Below are 23,823 nucleotides of genomic sequence, written 5' to 3'. Positions count from 1 at the left end.
GCAAGCACAGAGCGAAACACCATGGTCACACCCTCTTCATCCCCACCTTCCGGCGTGCTGGCGCGCCTGGCGCGGCTGCTGCGGCACCGTTGGTCCGACGGCGGCCTGCACCAGGCCCTGCCACCCGAGGTGCTGGAGCGCCTGGGCCAGCGCGTGGCCGCCAGCGAGCGCCGCCACACCGGCCAGATCCGCATCTGCGTGGAAGGCGGCCTGCCGCTGTCGTACCTGTGGCGCGGCGCCACGGCGCGCGAGCGCGCGGTCACGCAGTTCGGCAAGCTGCGTGTGTGGGACACCGAACACAACAACGGCGTGCTCATCTACCTGATGCTGGCCGAGCATGCCATCGAGATCGTGGCCGACCGCGCTCTGGCGCGCCGCGTGCCCCCGGCGACATGGCGCAGCATGGTGTCGCACATGGCCGAGGCTTTCCGCCAAGGCCGGTACGAGGACGGTCTGACCCAGGCGCTGAGCGAGGTCTCTGCGCTGCTCGTGGAGCACTTCCCGGCCACCGAGGGCGTGGACTGGCCGAACGAGCTGCCCGACGCTCCCGTCATCCCGGGCACGGTGGACTGAGTACCAGAGCACGCCTTGCGAGGCGGAACTCCCTTTTCGATCACTCCTTCAGGGCAGCGCCCAGACGCGCCCCGCCCCCACCGCGAAGCGCTGGCGCCCCGGCGCGGCGGGCACGGCATGGCCGCCGGTGAACTCGCCAAAAGCCGGCAACACCAGCAGTCCCGGCTCCGCCACGAAACAGGGCATGCGCAACGCATCGCGCCCGCCGCCGTACAGCACGGCCGTGGGGTGCAGGTGTCCGGCCAGCACCCACTGCCCCGCGCGGTGCTGTGGATGGTGGCAGCAGGCGAAAGGTCCCAGAGACCAAGGCTCCTCCACGATGCGTGCGCCCAGCCACGCCGGCGGGTCGCCCGCGTGGCGGTCGTGGTTGCCGCGCACCAGCACCAGTTCCAGTGCCGCATGGTCCTCGCGCCAAGCGGCCAACGCGCGCAGCAGCGCGGGCGCGTGGGCCTCGGCCGCATGCAGGAAGTCGCCGAGCACCACCAGGCGCTGCACGCCGGAGTGGCGCGCCAGCAACTGCGCCAGCCGAGCCAGGTTGCCCTGCGTGGTGCCCGCGGGCACGGGCAGGCCGCGCGCGCGGAAGGTGGCGGCCTTGCCCAGGTGCAGGTCGGCCAGGCACAGCATGGCGCCCTCCGGCCACCACAGCGCGCGCTCGGGCAGCAGCCACACGGTGGTGCCGGCCAGGTCCACGGCCAGGTCGGCGGGCGGATCAGGCGCATGCATGGGTCACAGGCGCGGCAACGGGCGCGAAGGTTTGCGCGCGCGGCGCGGGGAACGGCCCCGCGCCGCGGCCGGCGCGGCGCCCGTGCCCTCGGAGGCATCGGCAAAGTCCAGCGTGCCGCGCAGTGCGTCGGTGACGGCGGACGATGCTTCCTGCCGCGGTGGCGCGGCCGGGGGGGCGGCGCGCCGGCGGCGCGCCGGGTCAGGGGGCACGACGTCCTGCACCGGTGGGGCGGGTACGGGTTTGCGCGCGCTGGCGGCGGCTTCCATGTCGCCCAGCATGCGCGCGATGCGGTCGGCCAGCGCCTCGTTGCTGAGCTGCTCGCGAAAGCGCTCCACCATCAGCGGAAAGGCCAGCGGCCCGGGTCGCACGAGAGGCTGCACCATGAGCTGCTGCGCCTGCATGCGTGTGAGCGTCGCCAGCAGCTGTGCCACGTCCAGCTCCTGGCTCAGCACTTCCTGGTCGGCCTGGCGCAGCAGCAGGTTGCCCGCGTCATAACGCCGAAAGACCTCGAAGAACAACTGGGAAGACGCCTGCAGCTGGCGCGCACTGCGCTGCTCGCCCGGGTGGCTTTGAAAGATGAGCCCCGCCACGCGCGCAATCTCGCGAAAGCGCCGGCGCGCCATCTCGGTGGCGTTGAGGCTGGCCAGCACCTCGTGCAGCAACGCTGCGCGCGCGTCACGCTCTTGCGGCACCGACTCGGGCGCCGTGGCGTTGGCAGTGTTGCGAATGGCCAGCGCCTCGTCGGGCGCCAGGGCGTGCGCCTGCCGGGCGGCCTGCGGCGCGGCGGCGTCGGTGCGCAGCAGGTCGGGCAGCAAGGCCGGCCAGTCGCGTTCTGTGGCGGACAGCAGCTCCAACCCATAGTCGTTCACCGCGATCGAGAAGGTGCCCGGCACCCCCTGGGCCGCGCGCCAGGCGAACAGGCTGGCCAGCCCGATGTGCGCATGCCGGCCGGCGAACGGGTAGAGGAACAGGTGCCAGCCCTCGCGCGTGCGCAGCGTCTCGGCCAGCAGCGTGCCCGGCGTGGGCAGGGCGGACCAGCGGCGCTGCACCTCCAGCAGCGGGCGCACGGCGCGCAGCTCGGGGCTGGCGTAGCGGCCCCGCCCCGCCTGCGCGAGCTGTTGCACCACGTAGTCGGCCAGCACGGTGGACAGCGGCATGCGCGAGCCGTTCCAGCGCGGCACCGTGGCTGGCGCCCCGGCGCGCGCCGCACGAAGGCGGTCATCTCGCGCGTGCGCACCAGTTCCAGCACCTGCCCGGCGAACACGAAGCAATCGCCCGGCGACAGCCGCGCGATGAAGCCCTCTTCCACCGCGCCCAGGCGAGCGCCCCGCAGAATCTGCACCTGCATGCTGGCATCGCTCACGATGGTGCCGATGTTGGCGCGGTGGCGGCGTGCCAGGCGCGCATCGGGCAGGCGCCACACACCGTTCTCGTCCGGCACGACACGGCGGTAGTCCGGGTAGGCCGCCAGGGCGCTGCCGCCACGCGCAACGAAGTCCAGGCACCACTGCCACACGCCGCGCGGCAGCGTGCGGTACGCGGCCGTGCGGCGCACCTCGGCATACAGCGCCTCGGGCTCGAAGCCCCCGCCCAGCGCCACCGTGGCCAGGTGCTGCACCAGCACATCGACGGGCTGGTGCGGCGAGACGCGTTTTTCCACCCGCCCGGCATGCACCGCGGCGCGCGCGGCGGCGGCCTCCACCAGTTCCAGGCTGTGCGTGGGCACCAGCGTGATGCGCGAGGGCCGCCCTGGTGCGTGGCCCGAGCGGCCGGCGCGCTGCAGCAGGCGCGCCACGCCCTTGGCCGAGCCGATCTGCAGCACGCGCTGCACCGGCAGAAAGTCCACACCCAGGTCCAGGCTGCTGGTGCAGACCACGGCGCGCAGGCTGCCGCTCTTGAGCCCCGCCTCCACCCATTCGCGCACAGCACGGTCCAGCGAGCCGTGGTGGATGGCGATCTGCCCCGCCCAGTCCGGCCGCGCATCCAGCAGCGCCTGGTACCACTGCTCAGCCTGCGAGCGCACGTTGACGAACACCAGCGTGGTGCCGGGCGACTCCTCCAGCGCGCGCACCACCGCCGGCAGCATGGCCAGGCCCAGGTGGCCGGCCCAGGTGAAGCGCTCGGGCCGCTCGGGCAGCAGGGTGTCCACCACCAGGCGCTTTTCCACGCGGCCGCGCACCAGCGTGCCGCCCTCCCGGCCCAGCAGCGTCTGCATGGCCTCGGGCAGGTTGCCCAGCGTGGCCGACATGCCCCAGACCAGGAGCCGCGGGTTCCAGCCCGCGAGCCGCGCCAGCGCCAACTGCACCTGCACGCCGCGTTTGTTGCCCAGCAGCTCGTGCCATTCATCCGCCACCACCAGGCGCACGCGGGCCAGTTGCTCGCGCGCGTCCGCGCGCGCCAGCAGCAGCGACAGGCTTTCGGGGGTGGTGACGAGCACCGTGGGCAGACGCCGCGCCTGGGCGCTGCGTTCGGCGCTGCCGGTATCGCCCGTGCGTGCGCCCAGGCTCCAGCGCGCCAGGCCGGCATGCTGTGCGGCCAGGGCCTGCAGCGGCGCCGCCAGCGCACGCAGCGTGTCGGCGGCCAGCGCGCGCATGGGCGTGATCCACAGCACGGTGAGTGGTGCGGTCCGCGGTGCCGCTTCGCTAGTAATAGCGCTTAGCGCTGGATGGACGGGCGCTACAGGCCGTTTTGACTCCCATTCAGCGAAGGCCTGCAGCGCCCCTAGCCACACCGCATAAGTCTTGCCGGCGCCCGTGGTGGCATGTAGCAGGCCCGAGCGTCCCTGCGCGATGGCGCGCCACACCTGGCGCTGGAAGGCGAATGGCGCCCAGCCGCGCGTGGCCAGCCAGCCCGACGCGAGGGGGAAGCGCGGGGCGGTCACGGCACCCCCCGTTGCACCGCGCGGCCAAGGCATTGCCGCCGCACGGGGCCATGGCATTTCAAGGGGAAATGGCCCGCAGCGCCCGTCCATCCAGCGCCAGCAGCTCTTGTATTCATAGCACCAGATCAGGGCGTAGCAGGCAACAGCGCTGCCAGCGTATCCAGCGAATCGGCTTCGTCCACCGGCTTGTCTTCACGCCAGCGCAGCATGCGCGGGAAGCGCACGGCGATGCCGCTCTTGTGCCGCGCGCTGCGCGCTATGCCCTCAAAGCCCAGCTCGAACACCAGCGTGGGCCGCACGCTGCGCACCGGGCCGAAGCTCTCCACCGTGGTCTTGCGGATGATGGCGTCCACCCGCGCCATCTCGGCATCGGTGAGGCCCGAATACGCCTTGGCAAACGGCACCAGAGTGCGCCCCTGGGTGCCCTGCGGCGCACTCCACACGGCGAACGTGTAGTCGCTGTACAGGCTGGCGCGGCGCCCGTGGCCGCGCTGCGCATAGATGAGCACGGCGTCCACGCTCATCGGGTCGATCTTCCACTTCCACCAGATGCCCACGTCCCGGGTGCGGCCCACACCATAGTGCGCCGTGCGCCCTTTGAGCATCATGCCCTCCACGCCCAGGGCACGCGCGCTGTCCCGCAGGCGTGCCAGTTCGGCCCAGCTCTGTCCCTGCAGCACCGGGCTGGGCACCAGCGCCGGGTGGTCGGTGCGCGCCAGCAGCGCGTCCAGCCGCGCGCGCCGTGCCTGCAGCGGCAGGCCTCGCAGGTCCTGGCCGTGTTCCTCCAGCAGGTCGTAGGCCAGCAGCACCACGGGCACCTCGCGCAGCAGCTTGGGGCCCAGCGACTTGCGGCCGATGCGCTTTTGCAGGTCGGCAAACGGGCGCAGCTGCGCCGGCGCAGCCGCTCGCGCGGGCTGCCAGACGACGATCTCGCCGTCGAGCACCGTGCCGTCGGGCAGGGCTTCGTCGCCCAGCGCCTGCAGTTCGGGGAAGCGATCGGTCACCAACTCCTCCCCGCGCGACCACAGCCAAGTGGCGCCCGCGCGCCGCACGAGTTGGGCGCGGATGCCGTCCCACTTCCATTCCACGATCCAGTCCGCCGGCGGGCCGAGCGCGGCGTCAAACTGCGCCACCGGCAGTTGCAGCGGGTGCGCCAGAAAGAAGGGATAGGGATGGCCCTGGGCCTCCGCAGCCTGCGCGCCCGCACCATCTCCCTCGGGCGTCACGAGGCGCTGGTAGTCGGCCGCCCCGGGCTGCGCGCCCACGTGGGTGTAGCCCATGAGGCGCTGGGCGATGCGCTTGGCGTCCACGCCGCTCACGGCCGCGAGCGCCTGCGTGACCTGCAAGCGCGACACGCCCACGCGGAAGGCCCCCGTGATGAGCTTGAAGTACACCAGCCGCTCCTCGGGCGCCAGCCGCGCCCATTGCGCACCCAGCCGTTCAGCCTGGGTGTCGGGCGCCAGGCCGCGCAGCGGCAAGAGGTGTTCGCGCATCCATGCGGCCAGCCCCAGGGCGTGTGCCTGCGTGGGCGGGGGCAGCAGCAGTGCGATGGTCTCGGCCAGATCGCCCACAGCCTCGTAGCTTTCGTCGAACAGCCATTCCGGCAACCCCGCCGCCTCGCGCGCCACCGCGCGCAGCAGCTTGGTGGGCACGAGTTGGCGTGGTTTGCCACCCGCGAGGAAGTAGACGGCCCAGGCGGCATCCTCGGGTGGCGCACCCCGCAGATAGTCGCGCAGCGCGGCCTGCTTGGCGAGGCTGGACGTGCTGGCATCCAGCGCCTGGTAGAGCGCGGCAAAGGCCTGCATCAGGAGGTGCCTCCGGCCGCGTCGCCTGCGTCGGCTTCCGGTGCAGTGGGCGCTGCAGTTGGCGCGTCGGCCGGCGCTGCCTCGTCCTCGTCGCCGTATTCGGTGGCGAAAGCCTGGGCATCCAGCCCTTGCTCGCGCAGCCAGCGGACCATGACGGTCACGCTGCCGTGGGTGACGAACACGCGCTCGGCCCCCGTGGCGGCAATCGCCTGCTGCAGGCCCGGCCAGTCTGCGTGATCGGAGAGCACGAAACCACGATCCACCCCGCGGCGGCGACGCGTGCCACGCAGCTGCATCCAGCCGCTGGCAAAGGCATCGGCGTGGCGTGGGAAGCGGCGCATCCACGGACTGCCTTGGGCCGAGGGCGGCGCCAGCACCAGTGCGGTCTCGCGCGTCGCGGCGTCCAGTGACGCGTCGGTGGCCCCCTGCGTGGGCGGCAGGCGCACGCCGGCGGCGCGGTAAGCGGCATTGAGGGGCTCCACCGCGCCATGCATGAGCAGCGGACCAATGCTGGCATCTACGCCATGCAGGATGCGCTGGGCCTTGCCGAACGCGTAGCAAAACAGCACCGAAGGGCGGCGCAGGGCCGCGTTGGAACGCCACCAGTGGTTGACCTGGGCTTGCAGGACGGCCTGGGCGGGCCAACGGTAGATGGGCAGGCCGAAGGTGGATTCGGTGATGAACGTATCGCAGCGCACGGGCTCGAACGGCGCGCAGGTGCCGTCGGCCTCCAGCTTGTAATCCCCCGAGGCCACCCATACGCGACCGCCGTGCTCCAGCCGCACCTGGGCCGAGCCCAGCACATGGCCCGCAGGGTGCAGTGAGATACGCACGCCGTTGTGGTGCAGGGGTTCGCCGTAAGCCAGCGTCTGCAAGGCGATGTCCGCCCCCAGCCGACCGCGCAGGACACCCGCGCTGTGCTCGTGCGCCAGGTAGTGTCCGTGTCCGCGCCGCGCGTGGTCGCCATGGCCATGGGTGATGACGGCCCGGTCCACCGGCCGCCAGGGGTCGATGTAAAAGCCACCCGGTGGACAATACAGCCCTTCGGGGCGCGCTACCACCAGGTCGCCTGCCGCAGTCTCTGCCAAAGGGTTGACCATGGCCCATGCTAGCGTCGCGTTGGGCCTGGCTGGCGTCGGACGGCGCCGATGGACGAGCGCCATAGCGGGCCCACCCATAACGACAAAAGCCGCCCGAAGGCGGCTTTTGCGATGGAAGGCGACCAGTCGATCAGCGCTTCTGGCGGAACTTGCGCAGCGCGGCAATCTGCGCTGCCATCACGGCCAGCTCGGCCTGGGCGCGCGCCAGATCGATCTCGCTCTTGGCGTTCTTCAGGGCTTCCTCGGCCGCAGCCTTGGCTTCCTGCGCCTTCTGGTCGTCCAGGTCATGGCCACGGATGGCGGTGTCGGACAGCACGGTCACGCAGTCGGGCTGCACTTCCAGAATGCCACCGGCCACGAAAACGAACTCTTCATTGCCGTCAGGCAATTCGATGCGCACCGAACCCGGCTTGATGCGGGTGATGAGTGGCGTGTGGCGCGGATAGATGCCCAATTCGCCCGCTTCGCCGGGCAGCGCGACGAAGCGCGCCTCGCCGGAGAAGATGGACTCTTCGGCACTGACCACATCAACATGGATGGTGTTCATCTTTGCTCCTAGAAAAAGGGAATGGCAAGCCTGTGGGGCTCACGAGGGCCGGACGCGGGGCCGGCCTTCGGACCATCAGGCCACCTTCTTCGCCTTTTCGAAGGCTTCGTCGATGGTGCCCACCATGTAGAAGGCCTGCTCGGGCAGGTGGTCGCATTCGCCAGCCACGATCATCTTGAAGCCGCGGATGGTCTCGGACAGCGGCACGTACTTGCCAGGCGAGCCCGTGAACACCTCGGCCACGTGGAACGGCTGCGACAGGAAACGCTGGATCTTGCGGGCACGGGCCACGACCAGCTTGTCCTCGGGCGCCAGCTCGTCCATACCCAGAATTGCGATGATGTCGCGCAGTTCCTTGTAGCGCTGCAGGGTACCCTGCACTTGGCGGGCCACTTGGTAGTGCTCTTCACCCACGACCTGCGGGTCCAGCTGGCGGCTGGTGGAGTCCAGCGGGTCCACGGCAGGGTAGATACCCAGAGCGGCGATGTCACGCGACAGCACCACGGTGGAGTCCAGGTGGGCGAAGGTGGTGGCGGGCGACGGGTCGGTCAAGTCGTCGGCAGGCACGTACACGGCCTGAATGGACGTGATGGACCCGACCTTGGTCGAGGTAATACGCTCTTGCAGACGGCCCATTTCCTCGGCCAGCGTCGGCTGGTAGCCCACGGCGGAAGGCATCCGGCCCAGCAGGGCGGACACTTCGGTACCGGCCAGCGTGTAACGGTAGATGTTGTCCACGAAGAACAGCACGTCGCGGCCTTCGTCGCGGAAGGACTCGGCGATGGTCAGGCCGGTCAGGGCCACGCGCAGACGGTTGCCCGGGGGCTCGTTCATCTGGCCGTAGACCATGGCCACCTTGGACTCGCCCAGGCTCTCCAGATTCACGACGCCGGAGTCGGCCATCTCGTGGTAGAAGTCGTTGCCCTCGCGGGTACGCTCACCCACGCCAGCGAACACGGACAGACCCGAGTGCGCCTTGGCGATGTTGTTGATGAGCTCCATCATGTTCACGGTTTTGCCCACGCCGGCACCACCGAACAGGCCCACCTTGCCGCCCTTGGCGAACGGGCACACCAGGTCGATCACCTTGATGCCGGTCTCGAGCAGTTCCTGCGAAGGGCTGAGCTCGTCATAAGCGGGGGCCTTGCGGTGGATGGAAGCCGTCAGGCTCTGGTCCACGGGGCCGCGCTCGTCGATGGGGTTGCCCAGCACGTCCATGATGCGGCCCAGCGTGGCCTTGCCCACGGGCACGGTGATGGGGTTGCCGGTGTTCGTGACCATCAGGCCACGCTTGAGGCCGTCCGAAGAACCGAGCGCAATGGTACGCACCACGCCGTCGCCCAGCTGCTGCTGCACTTCCAGCGTCAGGGGCGAGCCCTCGAGCTTCAGGGCGTCATACACCTTGGGCAGCTGGTCGCGCGGGAACTCCACGTCCACCACGGCGCCGATACATTGAACAATCTTGCCTTGCACTTGAGCCATTTGATTTGCTCCAAAAATTTAAACCGAGACCCGAAGGCGGCATCAGACTGCCGCGGCACCTGCAACGATCTCCGAAAGTTCTTTCGTGATCGCCGCTTGGCGCGTCTTGTTGTAGACCAGCTTGAGCTCGTTGATGACGTTACCGGCGTTGTCGGTGGCGGCCTTCATGGCCACCATGCGCGCGGACTGCTCCGAGGCCATGTTCTCTGCCACTGCCTGGTAGATCAGCGACTCGACATAGCGCACCAGCAGTTCGTCGATCACGCTCTGCGCGTCAGGCTCGTAGATGTAATCCCAACCATGGCCGGTCTTCTGGGCCTGCATCTGCTCGGACGACAGGGGCAGCAACTGCTCCACCACCGATTCCTGCTTCATGGTGTTGATGAACTTGGTGTAGCTGAGGTACACCGCGTTGATCTTGCCTTCCGCGTAAGCATCCAGCAGCACCTTCACCGGTCCGATCAGCTTGTCCAGGTGCGGCGTATCGCCCAGCCCGGTGGCATGCGCCACGACCTTGGCACCCACGCGGTTGAGGAAGCCCAACCCCTTGTTGCCAATAGCGACGGACTGCACATCGACACCCGTAGACTGCAGTTCGCGCAGCTTGGTGGTGACGGCGCGCAGCACGTTGGTGTTCATACCTCCGCACAGGCCCTTGTCGGTCGTCACGACAATAATGCCAGCCGCCTTCGCATCGTTCGCCTTCATGAAAGGGTGCACGTACTCAGGGTTGGCCTCGCCGAGGTGGGCGGCAATGTTGCGCACCTTCTCGGCATAGGGTCGGGCGGCACGCATGCGGTCTTGCGCCTTGCGCATCTTGGACGCGGCCACCATTTCCATGGCCTTGGTGATCTTCTTGGTGTTTTCCACCGATTTGATCTTGCCGCGTATTTCCTTACCTGCTGCCATGATGGTTCCTCGTCCGATTTAAACGAACGACTTCTTGAACGCCGTGATGGCTTGCGTCAGTTCGGCCTCGTCCTTGCCTTCCTTGTCGAACGCGCGGTTCTGCTGCAGGCGGTCCAGCAGCGCACCGTGGCTCGTCTTCAGGTACTGGTGCAGGCCGGCTTCGAAGGCCAGCACCTTCTTCACGTCCACGTCGTCCAGGAAGCCCTTGTTCACCGTGAAGAGCGTCGCGCCCATCAGGGCCGTGCTCAGCGGGCTGTACTGGGGCTGCTTGAGCAGTTCCGTCACGCGGGCGCCGCGATCCAGCTGCTTGCGCGTGGCTTCGTCCAGGTCGGAGGCGAACTGCGCGAACGCCGCGAGTTCACGGTACTGGGCCAGGTCGGTACGGATACCGCCGGACAGGCCCTTGATCAGCTTGGTCTGGGCGGCACCACCCACGCGCGACACCGAGATACCGGCGTTGATGGCGGGGCGGATACCAGCGTTGAACAGGCTGGTTTCCAGGAAGATCTGACCGTCGGTGATCGAGATCACGTTGGTTGGAACGAAGGCAGACACGTCGCCGGCCTGGGTTTCGATCACGGGCAGTGCGGTCAGCGAACCCGTCTTGCCCTTGACCTCGCCCTTGGTGAAGGCTTCCACATAGTCGGCATTCACACGGGCTGCACGCTCCAGCAGGCGGCTGTGGAGATAGAACACGTCGCCGGGGAAGGCTTCGCGGCCTGGCGGGCGGCGCAGCAGCAGCGAAACCTGGCGGTAGGCCACAGCTTGCTTGGACAGGTCGTCGTACACGATCAGCGCGTCTTCGCCACGGTCGCGGAAGTATTCGCCCATCGTGCAGCCGGAGTAGGCCGACACGTACTGCATGGCGGCGGACTCGGAAGCCGAAGCCGCCACGACGATGGTGTATTCCATGGCGCCGGCCTGCTCCAGGGCGCGCACCACGTTCTTGATCGACGATGCCTTCTGGCCGATGGCGACGTAGATACACGTCACGCCCTGGCCCTTCTGGTTGATGATGGCGTCGATGGCCACTGCCGTCTTGCCGGTCTGGCGGTCGCCGATGATCAGCTCACGCTGGCCACGGCCGATTGGCACCATGGAGTCGATGGACTTCAGGCCGGTTTGCAGCGGCTGGTCCACGGACTGGCGCGCGATCACGCCGGGAGCGACCTTCTCGATCACGTCCGTCATCTTGGCATTGATCGGACCCTTTCCGTCGATCGGCTGGCCGAGAGCGTTCACCACGCGTCCGATCAGTTCCGGGCCCACCGGCACTTCCAGAATGCGGCCCGTGCACTTCACGGTATCGCCTTCAGAAATGTGTTCGTACTCGCCCAGAATCACGGCGCCGACGGAGTCGCGCTCGAGGTTCAGGGCCAGGCCGAAGGAGGGCTGGCCGTCTGCCGCGGCAGGGAATTCGAGCATTTCGCCCTGCATCACGTCCGACAGGCCGTGGACGCGCACGATACCGTCGGTCACGGACACCACGGTGCCCTGGTTACGGATGTCGCTGCTGGCTGCCAGACCTTCGATGCGGCTCTTGATCAGTTCAGAAATTTCTGCGGGATTGAGTTGCATGACTCTTTCCTTCTTTCTTGGGGGTATAGCCGAGACCTCACGCCCATCAGGCGGTGAGGGCAGCTTTCATTTGTTCCAGACGGGCTTTGACGGAAGCGTCGAGCACCTCGTCGCCCACCACCACGCGCACGCCGCCGATCAGGGTCTCATCCAACTGCACGGAGAGATTAAGCTTGCGACCGAAGCGCTTTTCAAGCGTGGCACCCAAATCGGTCAGAGCGCCCGCATCCAGCGGGAAGGCGCTGTACACCACGGCATCCGAAGTGCCGTGGCTGCGATTGACCAGCGTACGGAACTGGGCCGCGATTTCAGGCAGCGCCTGCACGCGCCCGTTATCGATCACGGTACGCAGGAAGTTCTTGGCCAGGTCAGGCAACGCCGAGCGGGCCACGCCCACGATGACGTCGAACACCTGCTCGCCCGTCACCTTGGGGTTGTCCGCCAGTTGGCGCAATTGGGGATTGGCGGCAATCGCCGCCAGCTCGTCCACCCAGGCTGTAGCGCCATTCAGGTCCACACCGGCTTGGTCGGTGCAGGCCTTGTACAGCGCCTCGGCGTAAGGGCGGGCAATGGTGGCGAGTTCAGCCATTGAATGCTCCCTTACAGCTCGGTCTTCAGACGGTTCAGCAGATCGGCATGAACGCCGGCATTGACTTCCTTGCGGAGAATCTGCTCAGCCCCCTTGACGGCCAGGGCCGCCACCTGCTCGCGCAGGGCTTCACGTGCCTGGATCGCTTGCTGCTCGGCCTCGGCACGGGCAGCAGCGACGATCTTGTTGCCTTCGTCGTTGGCGCGCGCCTTGGCCTCTTCGATGATGGCCTGTGCGCGGCGCTCAGCGTCGGCCAAGCGTGTCGCGATTTCGTTGCTGGCGGCAGCCAGTTCCTGCTTCACACGCTGGTCGGCAGCAGCAAGCTCGGTCTTGGCACGATCGGCAGCTGCGAGACCATCGGCGATTTTCTGGGCTCGCTCATCCAGCGCCTTCGTGATCGGGGGCCACACGAACTTCATCGTGAACAGCACCAGGATCAGGAAAACAATGGCCTGAACGAACAGGGTCGCGTTGATACTCACGGCAACACCTTTCTTTCTAGGGCGTTGACGGAGGCTTAGGCCAGAACGAAGGGGTTGGCGAAAGCGAACAGCAGAGCGATGGCCACGCCGATCAGGAAGGCGGCGTCGATCAGACCTGCCAAGATGAACATCTTGGTTTGCAGTTCGTTGATCAGCTCAGGCTGGCGTGCGGAGGATTCCAGGAACTTGCCACCCATCAGGGCAATACCGATCGAAGCGCCGATAGCGCCGAGGCCCACGATCAGACCACAAGCCAGAGCGACGAGACCGAGAATGTTTTCCATGATGACTCCTAGGATGAAAAGAAAGGAAGGTTGAGAAAGGAAACGAAAGGATCAGTGAGCTTCATGCGCCTGGCCGAGATAAATCAGCGTCAGCATCATGAAAATGAAGGCCTGCAGGGTGATGATCAGGATGTGGAAGATCGCCCAGATAGAGCCCGCAATGATGTGCCCCACGGGGAGCAACACACCAGAGAGCGACATAGCCGCTGCGCCACCCATCAGGGCAATCAGCATGAACACCAACTCACCAGCGTACATGTTGCCGAACAGTCGCATGCCATGCGACACGGTCTTGGCAACGTATTCAATGATCTGCATGAGCAGATTGACCACGCCCAGGATCAGGGCGAAAACAGGGTTCTTGCTGGTGCCGAAGGGCGCGGTCACCAGTTCATGCGCCCAGCCGCCCAGCCCCTTGATCTTGATGCTGTACACGAAGCACAGGATCAGCACGGCGCTGGACAGGCCCAGGGTGGTGGACAGGTCGGCGGTGGGAACGACGCGCAGGTAGGCATGCGAGTCACCTGTGGCGACCTGCCAGAGCACGGGCAGCAGGTCCACCGGCAGCAGGTCCATGGCGTTCATCAGGAAAATCCAGACGAACACGGTGAGCGCCAGAGGTGCAATGAACTTACGGCTTTGCGCGTTGTGGATGTTGGCCTTGGCCTGGTTATCCACCATCTCGACCAGCATCTCGACAGCCGCCTGGAAGCGGCTTGGCACACCGGAAGTGGCCGTGCGGGCAGCGAGCCACATGACGAACAGACCCAAAACACCCAAGATCACGCTGACGGCAACGGAATCGAGGTTGACAACCGAGAAGTCGATGATGGACTTCTGCTTGATGTTCTGGAGATGCTGCAGGTGGTGAACGATGTATTCACTTGCAGTCGGGGCGTGCGCATCTGCGGCCATCGGACAACTCTTCTCTCAAATATCAATCGGTTCGTCGGACACCAGGCCGCGCCAGCAGCGCGATCCAGTACGTTTTCATCGTTACCACCATGCCGACCAGCAACGCCAGCCAGCTGAGCCCCGGCACTACCCGGGGCGCCGCCGCCAACATGGCGACGGTCAATGCAATCTTGACCAACTCCCAACCCAGAAGCCCGACCATCGCAGCACCAGCCGTGGAGCGCCTGCGCGCCATGCCACGGGCAAACAGCGCCGCCGGCACCACGACGGACAGAGCCCCGTACCCGGCGGACCATGCCACCGGCAGCCTGCCCGTCAGCCACCATGCCAGCAGGGCCACTACCGCCCCCACCGCCGCCTGGCCCCAGACAATGCGCCAGACCGACAGCGCCGGATGGCGTGAGCGCCACTCCTGCGCCTCTTGTGCGGTCAGGGGCTTGAAGTCGGAATCCTCAACCTCAGATTCAGTCTCGGAGGCGATTTTTTTATCGTTGGAAGACGCCTGCGCCACAGACCAAAACTTTCACAAAGCCCTTGATTATAAGTAAAAACCCCGGCCGATCCACAATCGGTAACGGAGCGCGGGTGGATCACTGCACATAGCCGCACCATTGTGGCAACGCGCCAACGCCCATTGTGGTGCAGCGCGGCCACGGGGCCCGCCTAAAGCCACAGCGAACCGCGGGTATACCATCGCCACCCGCTTGGGGCACCCCCTTCCCTTCGGCCCCGCCGGCCTTGAAAGAGCCTAATGACGACGCCCAACCAGCCCTCTTCCGCCGATCCTCGCAAGGACTCGTTGATCGAATATCCGTCCCGCTTTCCCATCAAGGTCATGGGAGCAAACGTGAACGGGTTCGTGCATGCCGTCACCGAGGTTGCGCGCCGCTTCGACCCCGACTTCGACGCCTCCACCATCGAGTTGCGCGACAGCCGCGCGGGCAACTACCTGGGCGTGACCATCACCGTGACTGCCACCAGCCGGGAGCAGCTCGATGATCTGTACCGGGCCCTGACCTCGCACCCGATGGTCAAGGTCGTGCTCTGAACGTCCGCACCATGGAGCTGCGCATGCTGGGCCGGGTGGACTACCCGGCCACGGTGGCTGCCATGCAGCGCTTCACGGAGGAGCGCACTGACGAGACGCCCGACGAGCTGTGGATTTGTGAGCACCCCGCGGTGTACACGCAGGGCCTGGCCGGCAAGAGCGACCACGTCCTCTCGCCCGGCGGCATCCCCGTCGTTGCCACCAACCGCGGCGGGCAGGTGACGCACCATGGCCCCGGCCAGGTCGTGGCCTATCCGCTCATCGATCTGCGCCGTGCGGGCTACTACGTCAAGGAATACGTGTACCGCATTGAGGAAGCCGTGATCCGCACGCTGGGCCACTACGGCGTGACGGGCCACCGCGTGGCCGGCGCGCCCGGCATCTACGTGCGCCTGGACGATCCGCACGGCCACAGCATGCTGCCGCAGCGCCCGCAAAAACGTGCCCACGCCGACGGCCCACCCCAGCCGGACTTCACCGGCTTGGGCAAGATCGCCGCGCTGGGCATCAAGGTCGCGCGCCACTGCACCTACCACGGTGTGGCGCTGAACGTCGCCATGGACCTGGAACCCTTCTCCCGCATCAACCCTTGCGGTTACGCAGGTTTGCAAACGGTGGACCTTTCTACAATCGGCGTCCACATCCCCTGGGACGATGCCGCGGCCATGCTGGGCCAACAGCTCGCACGCCGCCTCGCGCCCTGACCTCTCCCTCAGCAGCCATGAGCACTCCCGACGTCGTGCGCGAAGCGCAGTCCACCGAAGCCTACAACCCGCTGGCCAAGCAGAAGGCCGCGGCCAAGCTGTCGCGCATCCCGATCAAGGTCGAGCAGGGCGAGGTGCTCAAGAAGCCCGAGTGGATCCGCGTGAAGGCAGGCAGTCCCACCACGCGCTTTTACGAGATCAAGAACATCCTGCGCGAGCACAAGCTGCACACGGTGTGCGAGGAAGCCAGCTGCCCCAACATCGGCGAATGCTTTGGCAGGGGCACGGCCACGTTCATGATCATGGGCGACAAGTGCACGCGCCGCTGCCCGTTCTGCGACGTGGGCCACGGCCGCCCCGACCCGCTGGACAAAGACGAGCCGCTGAACCTCGCCAAGACGATTGCCGCGCTGCGCCTGAAGTACGTGGTCATCACCAGCGTGGACCGTGACGATCTGCGCGACGGCGGCTCGGGCCACTTCGTGGAGTGCATCCAGCGTACCCGCGAACTCTCGCCCAGCACGCAGATCGAGATCCTCACGCCCGACTTCCGCGGCCGCGACGACCGTGCGCTCGAAATCCTCAAGGCCGCGCCCCCGGACGTGATGAACCACAACCTGGAAACCGTGCCGCGCCTGTACAAAGAAGCGCGCCCCGGCTCCGATTACCAGTTCAGCCTCAACCTGCTCAAGAAGTTCAAGCAACTGCACCCCGGCGTGCCCACCAAGAGCGGCCTGATGGTGGGCCTGGGCGAGACGGACGAGGAAATTCTGGAAGTCATGCGCGACATGCGCGCACATGGCATCGAGATGCTGACCATCGGCCAGTACCTCGCCCCCAGCAACAGCCACCTGCCCGTGCGGCGCTATGTGCACCCCGACACCTTCAAGATGTTCGAGGAAGAAGCCTACAAGATGGGCTTCAGCCACGCCGCAGTGGGTGCCATGGTGCGCTCCAGCTACCATGCCGACCAGCAGGCGCACGCCGCTGGCGTTTGACTCGGAATACAAGTCAAATCGACCTCCAGGCCAATACTGACAAGCGCCAGCAGCTATTATTTAAATAGCGATCAGGGCGCTTGCAACGACGCAGCCGGATCGTCCGCATCCAACAGCTGCTGCGCCCACTCGCCCAGCTTGCGCGCGTCGGCGCGCAGCACCTCCTGCTTGACGGCCAGGATCTGCGCCGGCTGCATCGAGAAGCTGCGCAGGCCCAGGCCCAGCAGCAGCCGGGTCATGGCGACGTCGCCCGCCATCTCGCCGCACACGCTCACGCTCCTGCCCTGGCGCGCGCCCTCCGCGATCACGTCGGCCACCAGCCGCAGCACGGCCGGGTGCAACGGGTCGTACAGGTGGGCCACGGCCTCGTCCGCGCGGTCGATGGCCAGCGCGTACTGGATCAGGTCGTTGGTGCCGATCGAGAGAAAGTCGAAGTAGCGCAGGAACTGGCGCACCATGAGCGCCGCAGCCGGCACCTCGATCATGGCGCCCAGCTGCACCGCACCGTAGGCAGCGCCGCGTGCGTCCAGCTCGGCGCGCGCCAGGTCCACCTGGGCCAGCGTCTGCCGGATCTCGCTCACATGCGCGAGCATGGGGAACAGCAGCCGCACCGGGCCGTGTGCCGCAGCGCGCAACACCGCGCGCAGCTGGGTGCGGAACATGGCCGGATCGGCCAGGCTCCAGCGGATGGCGCGCAGGCCCAGCGCCGGGTTGAGCGAACTGTCCTTGTGCCCTTTGTCCAGCGGCTTGTCGGCGCCCACATCGACGGTGCGGATGGTCACGGGCAGGCCCTGCATGCCCTCCACCGCCTCGCGGTAGGCGCGGTACTGCTCCTCCTCGTCCGGCAGGCGGCCGCTGCGGCCCATGAACAAAAATTCGCTGCGAAACAACCCCACGCCCGCCGCGCCTGCGCGCAACGCGGCACCCGCATCACCGGGCTGCTCGATGTTGGCCAGCAGCTCAATGGCCTGCGCATCCAGCGTGACGGCCGGCGTGTGGCGCAGCCGCATGAGGCGCTCGCGCTCCAGCGTGATCTGGCGCTGGCGAAAACCGTATTCCGCCAAGATGATCGGCGTGGGGTCGACGATGACCACGCCGGCATCGCCGTCGATGATGACCCAGTCGTCCTGTCGCACCAACTGGCTGGCGCGGCGCGCACCCACCACGGCGGGGATGTCCATGCTGCGCGCCACGATGGCCGTGTGGCTGGTCTTGCCCCCCACGTCGGTCACGAAGCCGGCGAACACACTCTGCTTGAACTGCAGCATGTCGGCCGGCGACAGGTCGTGCGCCACCAGCACCAGCGGCGCATCGGCCGCGCCGCCCAGCAGGAACTCCGCCTCCGCACCCGCCTCGGCCTGGCGGCGCGGGGCGGAGGGCGGCGGCGCGACGGGGCTGGCCACGCCGCGCATGTGGCGCAGGATGCGCTCCACCACCTGCTCCAGGTCGGCCTTGCGCTCGCGCAGGTAGTCGTCCTCCATTTCGTCGAACTGGCGGCTGATGATCTCCAGCTGCGTGGTCAGCGCCCACTCGGCGTTGTAGAGGCGGTCGGTGATCCAGTGCTTGACGCCGTTGACCAGCATCTCGTCCTGCAGCAGCATCAGGTGCACGTCCAGCAGCGCGGCCAGCTCGGGCGGCGCGTCGTGCGGCATGTCGGCCTGCAGGCGCTGCAGCTCCTCGGCCACCGCGTCCCGTCCGCGGCGCGCACGCAGGATCTCGGCCTCAACCTGGCCGGGCTCGATGAAGTAGTGCACCACCTCCATGCGGCTGGATACCGCGAGCACCGCCCGCCCGATGGCGATGCCGCGCGCGACAGCCAGACCGTGGATGGAGAAGGTCATGCGTGCCTCGCCTGCGGTTTATTCGCCCTCGCCGAACTTGCCATCGATGAGCGCGACAAGCGCATCCATGGCTTCCTGCTCCTGCGCACCATCGGTCTCGATCTCGACCTCGGACCCCATGCCCGCCGCCAGCATCATCACCCCCATGATGCTCTTGGCATTGATGCGGCGCTCTCCCTTGCGCATCCAGACGTCGCAGGGAAAACTGCCCGCCATCTTGGTGAGCTTGGCGGAGGCGCGGGCATGCAGGCCCAGCTTATTGCTGATGGTGATGTTCTTCTTGATCATGAGACGGACGTCGGTTTTGATTCTGCGGCGCAGCCGCGCCCACCTGCATCACGCCCTGCGTGCCACCCACGAGGGCGCGTGCCACCAGCGCATCCAGCGGCTCGCTACGGTAGCTCACGGCGCGCAGCAGCATGGGCAGGTTCACGCCCGCCACCAGGCGGGACTGCAGGCCGTCCACCAGCCGCTGGGCCACGTTGCAGGGCGTGGCGCCGAACAGGTCGCTCAGCACCAGCACCGAGGCCTCGCCCTGCTGCTCCATCAGCGCGCGGGCGGCCGACAGCGTGGCCTCGGGGGCCTCATGGGGCGGCACGTCCAGCGCCAGCACCTCCTGCCAGCAGTCGGGGAACACGTGCAGCGCGCATTCACGCAGCGCATGGGCCAAAGGGGCGTGGGCGATGATGAGAAGGCGCGTATTCATGGGGTACTGCAGTGCAGTGCATTATCACCGTGCCCGCGCCGCGCCATGAACCATGCATAGGCTCCCGCCGTGCAGGCCAGGTGCAGCGCCATGGCGGCCCGGTAGGCGCGCGCCATGTCCAGCCCGGCGGCCACGAACGCGTCCACCGCCAGGCCAATACCCCATTGCACGGCAAACACCCCCGCAAAGATCACCAGGTTGTACGCCGACAGCGCGCGCCCCGCCAGCGCCTGCGGGAACGCCAATGCCACCGCGGGCTGCGACAGCGCCACGCTGGTGCATGACACGCAATACAGCGCCCAGGCCGCGGCGCCCGCACGTCCGCCCGCCAACACAATGCCCGCCAGCACCAGCAGCGACAGCGGCAAACTCGCGGCCATCACCGGGTCGGCCCCGCCCACGCGACGCAGCAACCACGGGCTGGCCATGCCCCAGGTCCAGAAGGTGATCAGCATGCTCACATTGATCCAGAACAGTCCGGTGGCGGCCTGCAACGGCGTATAGCCGGCCACGTGCTGCATCCAGGGCGCGGCCCACAGCGTCTGCACCGCGACCATGCCGCCATAGCAGAAGAAGCCCAGCGGCGCCGTGCGCAGGAAGTACGGATGGCGCCACACCTGTGCATAGCCCGTTTCTACGCCTGCTCCCGACTCTGCCGGCGCCTGCGGCCAGCGCGGCACGCCCAGCGCCAGCAGCGCCATGGCCAGCACGATGAGCGCCGCCAGCCCCCAGAACAACGGGCGCCACCCTGCCAGTGGCAGCAGCCACTGCACCGGCAGCGTGGACGCCACCATGCCCAGCGAACCGGTCATCAGCATCCAGGAGTTGGCGCGTAGCTGCGCACCGGGCTCCAGCCAGCGCCGGAATCCCGTGAGCGGAGCCATCAGGCAGGCGCTGACGCCCGCGCCGCACAGCATGCGCCCCGCAAGCAGCCCCGAGAAGCCCGTGGCCCACGAGAACACCAGGCACCCCGCCACCGCCACGCCCAGAAAGCCCAGCAGCACCGTGCGCGGGCCGTGACGATCCAGCCACCGGCCCAGCGGCAGTTGCGTGAGCGAGAAACCCAGGAAGTAGCCACCCGCCAGCAGCCCCAGGTCGCGCGCGTGCAACTGGAACTCGGCCTCCAGTGTGGGCGCCAGAGTGGCGGTGATCGCGCGCAGCAGCGCCGAGATGAAGTAGGTGAACGCAAAGGCCAGGAAGACGACCACGGCCGTGCGCCGCGTGAGCACGCTCATGGCTGCAGCGCCAGGCTGGCGAAGAAGGTGTCAGCCGCCGTGGCCGTCGTGCGGCGCGGCGCATAGACCGCCGCGTGGTACAGACGTGCCTGGCCGCCCTCCAGGCGCGCGAACCACACGGCATCGACGGTGACGGCCGAGCCGCGGGGCGCCTGGCCCTGCGCCTGCAGCCGCACCGACTGCGGCACAGCCAGCGCGCGCGTGGGCACGAAGGCGACGGGTGCAGCCGGCTGCGAAGCGCGCATGCCGGCCTGTACGGCCGCCTGCCAGCGCGCCAGCATCGCCCCGGCCTGCGCCGCTTCGGCCAGCGGCATGTGGGATACGGCGAAGGTGGCGCCATCGGCCTCGCAGCCGACCATGGCGAGCGGCACGGCACCCGTGCCCAGGTCCACGGGCCGGCTCGCATACTCGGGCTTGCAGGGCAGCGTCAGCGCCAGGCCGGCGTCGGGCAAGGTGACGCTGCGCCAATTCAGCGCAGGGCTGCAGGCGGCCAGCGCCAGCATGCTGGCCGCGAAGGCCAGGGTCAGGAGACGGCGCGCGCCGGCAGGAGCAAGGGTCATGTGCCTGATTATTCCCAGCGCCGCCCTGGCTGGCTGCTGGCGGTTGCCCCTCTAGACGGCGCACGGTATGGACCCCAGGGCTTTACGCTGGCGCAAACCGCGCGCTCGCGGCCGGCCGTCCGGTGAACTTACCGCCTTGCTGGCAATCCCATGGTGGCGAGTGCTGGAACGCCCCGCGCGGCACAATCCCGTACCTATCGCGTCAAACACACGAACGGCCACCCGAACGGCGGCCCACACGGAGTACCTGGTTATGCAGATCAAGAAATGGCTGGCGGCGGGCGCCCTGGTGGCGGGCGCTGCCATGGGCGCCGTGGTGGTGCTGGGCTCTGGCACGTCCCAAGCACCGCAGTCCACGTTCGTTCTGCTCGACGGTTCGCAGCAGACCACCGCCGACCTCAAGGGCAAGGTGGCGCTGGTGAACTTCTGGGCCACCAGCTGCACCACCTGCGTGGCGGAGATGCCCGAGATCGTCGCGACCTACGACAAATACAAAGGCCAGGGCTTCGAGACGCTGGCCGTGGCCATGAGCTACGACCCGCCGAGCTACGTGGTCAACTTCACCGAGACGCGCAAGCTGCCGTTCAAGGTGGCCATCGACAACACCGGCGCCGTGGCCAAGGCCTGGGGCGACGTGAAGCTCACCCCCACCACGTACATCGTCAACAAGCGCGGAGAGATCGTGAAGAGCTACATCGGCGCACCCGATTTCGAGGAGCTGCACAAGCTCATCGAACGCCTGCTGGCCGAAGCCTGAAGCACCTTTCTTCAGAAAAAAAGGCCGAGTTCCTGAACGAAATCGGCCTTTCGCGCTTATGCAGCAAGCGCTAGCAGCTACTAGTTCAATAGCGCATCAACGTGCGCGGTAGGCGTCGTGGCACGCCTTGCAGGAATTGGCCGCCGGGCCGAACGCGGTCTTCAGGTTGTCCAGGCGGCCCGTTTTGGCGGCGGCGGCCAGCTTGGCGGCCTCGGCCTGGAACTTGTCGGCATGCTCCTGGAACTTGGCCTGTTCGGTCCACACGCCGGGCTTGGCCTTGGTGGGCGCGCCCTTGTCCGTGCCGGGGCCGAAGCCGGCCCACGGCAAAGCGGCCAGGGCGGCGACGGTATCGGCATTCTCTTGCGCAGCCTTCGCGTCGAACGGCACGCGGCCATTGGCCATTGCGCCGATGCGGCCGAAATGCTGTCCCATCACGAACAGCGCACCCTGGCGGTACTTGATGGCGTCTTCTGGCTTGGCGAACTGGGCAGCGGCGGGCAGCGACACCAGCGTGGCGGCTGCTGCGGTGGCGGCAAGAGCGAGGGCTTTGATTGGCATGGAATGCACCTTGTCGTGGGGAAGGGAATGGCTGCGGCGACGGCTGGACGCCCTGCGCCGGCGCGCAGTATGGCGCGGCCGCGTGACGCCATGGTCGCATGCGCCCGAGGGGCAGTCGGATATAGCCCGACGGGGGCACGCTGGGCACAATAGCCGCGTCCTCCGCTCCCCCGCTTCGCCATGCCGCACACCGTACGCATCTGGGATTTGCCGACCCGGCTGTTCCACTGGTCGCTCGCCGTGACCACCGTCGCCCTGGTCGTCACCGCCAAGCTGGGCGGCAACGCCATGCAGTGGCATCTGCGGCTGGGCTACGTGATGCTGGCGCTGCTGGCCTTTCGCCTGGCCTGGGGCCTGGTGGGCGGACGCTGGTCGCGTTTTGCGAGCTTCCTGCCCACACCCGCGCGCCTGCGCAGCCACTTCGCCCACCAGGAAGGCAAGGTGACCAGCCCGGGCCATTCGCCGCTGGGTGCACTGTCGGTCTTTGCCCTGCTGGCGGTGCTGCTGGCCCAGGTAGGCACCGGCCTGCTGAGCGACGACGAGATCGCCTTCGCTGGTCCGCTCACGCGTTTCGTTTCTGGCGAGTGGGTATCGCAGGCCACTTGGTATCACAAGGACGTGGGCCAATTCCTGCTGTTGGGGCTCGTCGCGCTGCACCTGGCGGCGATTGTTTTCTACGCCCTGGTGCGCCGTCAGGCCCTGGTGGGTGCCATGGTGCACGGCGATCGTCAACTGCCCGGGGCCACACCCGCGTCGCGCGACGATGCGCTCAGCCGCGCAGGGGCGGCCCTTGTGGCGGCTCTGAGCGCGCTGCTGGCCTGGTGGGTCGCCAGCCTGGGGGCTTTTTGAGTGCCCACAGCGGTGCGGCTACACTGGCCCCTGCCTTTTTCATGCCGGATTCTTTCTGCACAGTGGACCATTCCCCTGACATTACGCTGCTGAGCCCCGCCCTGCCCCACGAGATGCACGTGGTGCGCGACATCTTCCAGGAATATGCCGACACCCTGGACGTGGACCTGTCGTTCCAGAACTTTGCGCAGGAACTCGCCACCCTGCCGGGCGAATATGCGCCGCCGCGCGGCCATATCCTGCTGGCCGAAGTGGAGGGCAGCATTGCCGGGTGCTGCGCCCTGCGGCCGCTGGACACCGCCGACTACCCCAACGCCTGCGAGATGAAGCGCCTGTACGTGCGCAAGGCGTTCCGCGGCTTCGGCCTGGGGCGGCAGTTGGCCGAGGCCATGCTGGACCAGGCACGGCAGGCCGGCTATGCCTGCGTGTTGCTGGACACGCTGGACGGCATGGAATCGGCGCGTGCGCTGTATTCCGAACTGGGCTTCGAGGAAATACCGCCGTATTACCACAACCCCCTGCCGGGTTCGCACTACCTGAAAGCGGAAATTTACTAACCTTTTGGGCCTCTAGCGCTTATCAGGAAAGCGTTAATAGCTATTCAAATAATAGCAAAGCCACCCGCATCTCGCGACGGGGCGGCGTTTCGCCTGCGGCGTGGTGCCAGCACCGGAGCCCTCCGATGCCAGCACCAGCAG

Annotated in this window: 25 protein-coding genes and 1 pseudogene; 7 read left to right on the top strand and 19 right to left on the bottom strand. The window is 67.5% G+C overall.

Annotated elements, in window-relative coordinates; all coding sequences use genetic code 11:
- The first annotated feature begins 21 nt into the window (after positions 1–21).
- The gene (locus tag K2L43_RS01775; RefSeq protein ID WP_172205532.1) at positions 22–573 is read left to right on the top strand and encodes a TPM domain-containing protein; all 552 of its coding nucleotides are present in this window, start codon (positions 22–24) and stop codon (positions 571–573) included.
- Between the two features lie 48 nt (positions 574–621).
- On the opposite strand, the gene pdeM is transcribed toward K2L43_RS01775, so the two are convergent.
- The 13 genes and pseudogenes from pdeM to K2L43_RS01710 form a co-directional block, all read right to left on the bottom strand.
- Entirely contained in the window at positions 622–1,296 is a 675-nt protein-coding gene (gene pdeM / locus K2L43_RS01770; RefSeq protein ID WP_220638381.1) for a ligase-associated DNA damage response endonuclease PdeM, read from the bottom strand.
- A gap of 3 nt (positions 1,297–1,299) precedes the next feature.
- Positions 1,300–4,211 (bottom strand): annotated as a pseudogene (locus K2L43_RS01765) (ligase-associated DNA damage response DEXH box helicase).
- Positions 4,212–4,303: 92 nt separating this feature from the next.
- Positions 4,304–5,983, bottom strand: coding sequence for an ATP-dependent DNA ligase (locus tag K2L43_RS01760; RefSeq protein WP_220638380.1), 1,680 nt, complete (start codon positions 5,981–5,983; stop codon positions 4,304–4,306).
- Complete coding sequence (locus K2L43_RS01755) at positions 5,983–7,083, bottom strand: ligase-associated DNA damage response exonuclease (RefSeq protein ID WP_220638379.1); 1,101 nt, start codon at positions 7,081–7,083, stop codon at positions 5,983–5,985. The genes K2L43_RS01760 and K2L43_RS01755 overlap by 1 nt, the downstream gene beginning before the upstream one ends.
- Positions 7,084–7,213: 130 nt before the next feature.
- Complete coding sequence (locus tag K2L43_RS01750) at positions 7,214–7,630, bottom strand: F0F1 ATP synthase subunit epsilon (RefSeq protein WP_047349359.1); 417 nt, start codon at positions 7,628–7,630, stop codon at positions 7,214–7,216.
- Between the two features lie 75 nt (positions 7,631–7,705).
- Positions 7,706–9,112 (bottom strand): F0F1 ATP synthase subunit beta, encoded by a 1,407-nt coding sequence (gene atpD / locus K2L43_RS01745; RefSeq protein ID WP_196994539.1) that lies wholly within the window; start codon positions 9,110–9,112, stop codon positions 7,706–7,708.
- A 42-nt stretch (positions 9,113–9,154) separates the two neighbouring features.
- Positions 9,155–10,021, bottom strand: a complete 867-nt coding sequence (atpG, locus tag K2L43_RS01740; protein WP_011803771.1) for a F0F1 ATP synthase subunit gamma — start codon at positions 10,019–10,021, stop codon at positions 9,155–9,157.
- Positions 10,022–10,039: 18 nt separating this feature from the next.
- Positions 10,040–11,599, bottom strand: coding sequence for a F0F1 ATP synthase subunit alpha (gene atpA / locus K2L43_RS01735; RefSeq protein WP_011803770.1), 1,560 nt, complete (start codon positions 11,597–11,599; stop codon positions 10,040–10,042).
- Between the two features lie 46 nt (positions 11,600–11,645).
- Positions 11,646–12,188: a F0F1 ATP synthase subunit delta gene (locus K2L43_RS01730; protein ID WP_103738590.1), complete on the bottom strand. Its 543-nt coding sequence runs from the start codon at positions 12,186–12,188 to the stop codon at positions 11,646–11,648.
- Between the two features lie 11 nt (positions 12,189–12,199).
- Complete coding sequence (locus K2L43_RS01725; protein WP_011803768.1) at positions 12,200–12,670, bottom strand: F0F1 ATP synthase subunit B; 471 nt, start codon at positions 12,668–12,670, stop codon at positions 12,200–12,202.
- 35 nt (positions 12,671–12,705) lie between these two features.
- Positions 12,706–12,954, bottom strand: a complete 249-nt coding sequence (gene atpE, locus K2L43_RS01720; protein WP_011803767.1) for a F0F1 ATP synthase subunit C — start codon at positions 12,952–12,954, stop codon at positions 12,706–12,708.
- Positions 12,955–13,005: 51 nt separating this feature from the next.
- Positions 13,006–13,869 carry a F0F1 ATP synthase subunit A gene (atpB, locus tag K2L43_RS01715; protein ID WP_011803766.1) on the bottom strand — a complete coding sequence of 288 codons (864 nt, stop codon included), beginning with the start codon at positions 13,867–13,869 and terminating at the stop codon, positions 13,006–13,008.
- A gap of 22 nt (positions 13,870–13,891) precedes the next feature.
- Positions 13,892–14,380 carry an ATP synthase subunit I gene (locus K2L43_RS01710; protein WP_123674819.1) on the bottom strand — a complete coding sequence of 163 codons (489 nt, stop codon included), beginning with the start codon at positions 14,378–14,380 and terminating at the stop codon, positions 13,892–13,894.
- Between the two features lie 240 nt (positions 14,381–14,620).
- On the opposite strand from K2L43_RS01710, the gene K2L43_RS01705 reads away from it, so the two are divergent.
- Genes K2L43_RS01705 through lipA form a run of 3 tightly spaced genes read left to right on the top strand, consistent with a single transcriptional unit; the run spans position 14,621 to position 16,619 of the window.
- Entirely contained in the window at positions 14,621–14,917 is a 297-nt protein-coding gene (locus K2L43_RS01705; protein ID WP_088887827.1) for a YbeD family protein, read from the top strand.
- An 11-nt stretch (positions 14,918–14,928) separates the two neighbouring features.
- Complete coding sequence (gene lipB / locus K2L43_RS01700) at positions 14,929–15,621, top strand: lipoyl(octanoyl) transferase LipB (RefSeq protein ID WP_041838775.1); 693 nt, start codon at positions 14,929–14,931, stop codon at positions 15,619–15,621.
- Positions 15,622–15,638: 17 nt separating this feature from the next.
- A complete protein-coding gene (gene lipA / locus K2L43_RS01695; RefSeq protein WP_011803762.1) occupies positions 15,639–16,619 on the top strand; it encodes a lipoyl synthase in 981 nt (326 codons plus the stop codon).
- 71 nt (positions 16,620–16,690) lie between these two features.
- On the opposite strand, the gene ptsP is transcribed toward lipA, so the two are convergent.
- Genes ptsP through K2L43_RS01670 form a run of 5 tightly spaced genes read right to left on the bottom strand, consistent with a single transcriptional unit; the run spans position 16,691 to position 20,961 of the window.
- Positions 16,691–18,460, bottom strand: coding sequence for a phosphoenolpyruvate--protein phosphotransferase (ptsP, locus tag K2L43_RS01690; protein ID WP_220638378.1), 1,770 nt, complete (start codon positions 18,458–18,460; stop codon positions 16,691–16,693).
- A gap of 18 nt (positions 18,461–18,478) precedes the next feature.
- A complete protein-coding gene (locus tag K2L43_RS01685; protein ID WP_011803760.1) occupies positions 18,479–18,748 on the bottom strand; it encodes an HPr family phosphocarrier protein in 270 nt (89 codons plus the stop codon).
- On the bottom strand, positions 18,717–19,166 hold the full coding sequence (locus tag K2L43_RS01680) for a PTS sugar transporter subunit IIA (protein ID WP_011803759.1): 450 nt from the start codon (positions 19,164–19,166) through the stop codon (positions 18,717–18,719). The genes K2L43_RS01685 and K2L43_RS01680 overlap by 32 nt, the downstream gene beginning before the upstream one ends.
- Entirely contained in the window at positions 19,163–20,401 is a 1,239-nt protein-coding gene (locus K2L43_RS01675) for an MFS transporter (RefSeq protein WP_220638377.1), read from the bottom strand. The genes K2L43_RS01680 and K2L43_RS01675 overlap by 4 nt, the downstream gene beginning before the upstream one ends.
- Positions 20,398–20,961, bottom strand: coding sequence for a hypothetical protein (locus tag K2L43_RS01670; RefSeq protein WP_220638376.1), 564 nt, complete (start codon positions 20,959–20,961; stop codon positions 20,398–20,400). Before K2L43_RS01670 ends, K2L43_RS01675 begins: the two co-directional genes overlap by 4 nt.
- 253 nt (positions 20,962–21,214) lie before the next feature.
- Between K2L43_RS01670 and K2L43_RS01665 the strand changes: the two genes are divergently transcribed.
- A complete protein-coding gene (locus K2L43_RS01665) occupies positions 21,215–21,718 on the top strand; it encodes a TlpA disulfide reductase family protein (RefSeq protein ID WP_135149121.1) in 504 nt (167 codons plus the stop codon).
- 96 nt (positions 21,719–21,814) lie between these two features.
- Here the strand turns inward: K2L43_RS01665 and K2L43_RS01660 are convergent, their stop codons facing one another.
- Entirely contained in the window at positions 21,815–22,276 is a 462-nt protein-coding gene (locus K2L43_RS01660) for a cytochrome c (protein ID WP_220638375.1), read from the bottom strand.
- Between the two features lie 180 nt (positions 22,277–22,456).
- Between K2L43_RS01660 and K2L43_RS01655 the strand changes: the two genes are divergently transcribed.
- Positions 22,457–23,125 carry a cytochrome b/b6 domain-containing protein gene (locus tag K2L43_RS01655; protein WP_220638374.1) on the top strand — a complete coding sequence of 223 codons (669 nt, stop codon included), beginning with the start codon at positions 22,457–22,459 and terminating at the stop codon, positions 23,123–23,125.
- 41 nt (positions 23,126–23,166) lie between these two features.
- Complete coding sequence (locus K2L43_RS01650; RefSeq protein ID WP_011803753.1) at positions 23,167–23,682, top strand: GNAT family N-acetyltransferase; 516 nt, start codon at positions 23,167–23,169, stop codon at positions 23,680–23,682.
- Positions 23,683–23,823 lie beyond the last annotated feature (141 nt).

Source organism: Diaphorobacter sp. MNS-0, from assembly GCF_019602835.1.
Lineage (GTDB): Bacteria > Pseudomonadota > Gammaproteobacteria > Burkholderiales > Burkholderiaceae_C > Diaphorobacter > Diaphorobacter nitroreducens.
Note: the sequence above shows the minus strand (reverse complement) of the source record. Positions and strands in the feature narration are given on the sequence as shown.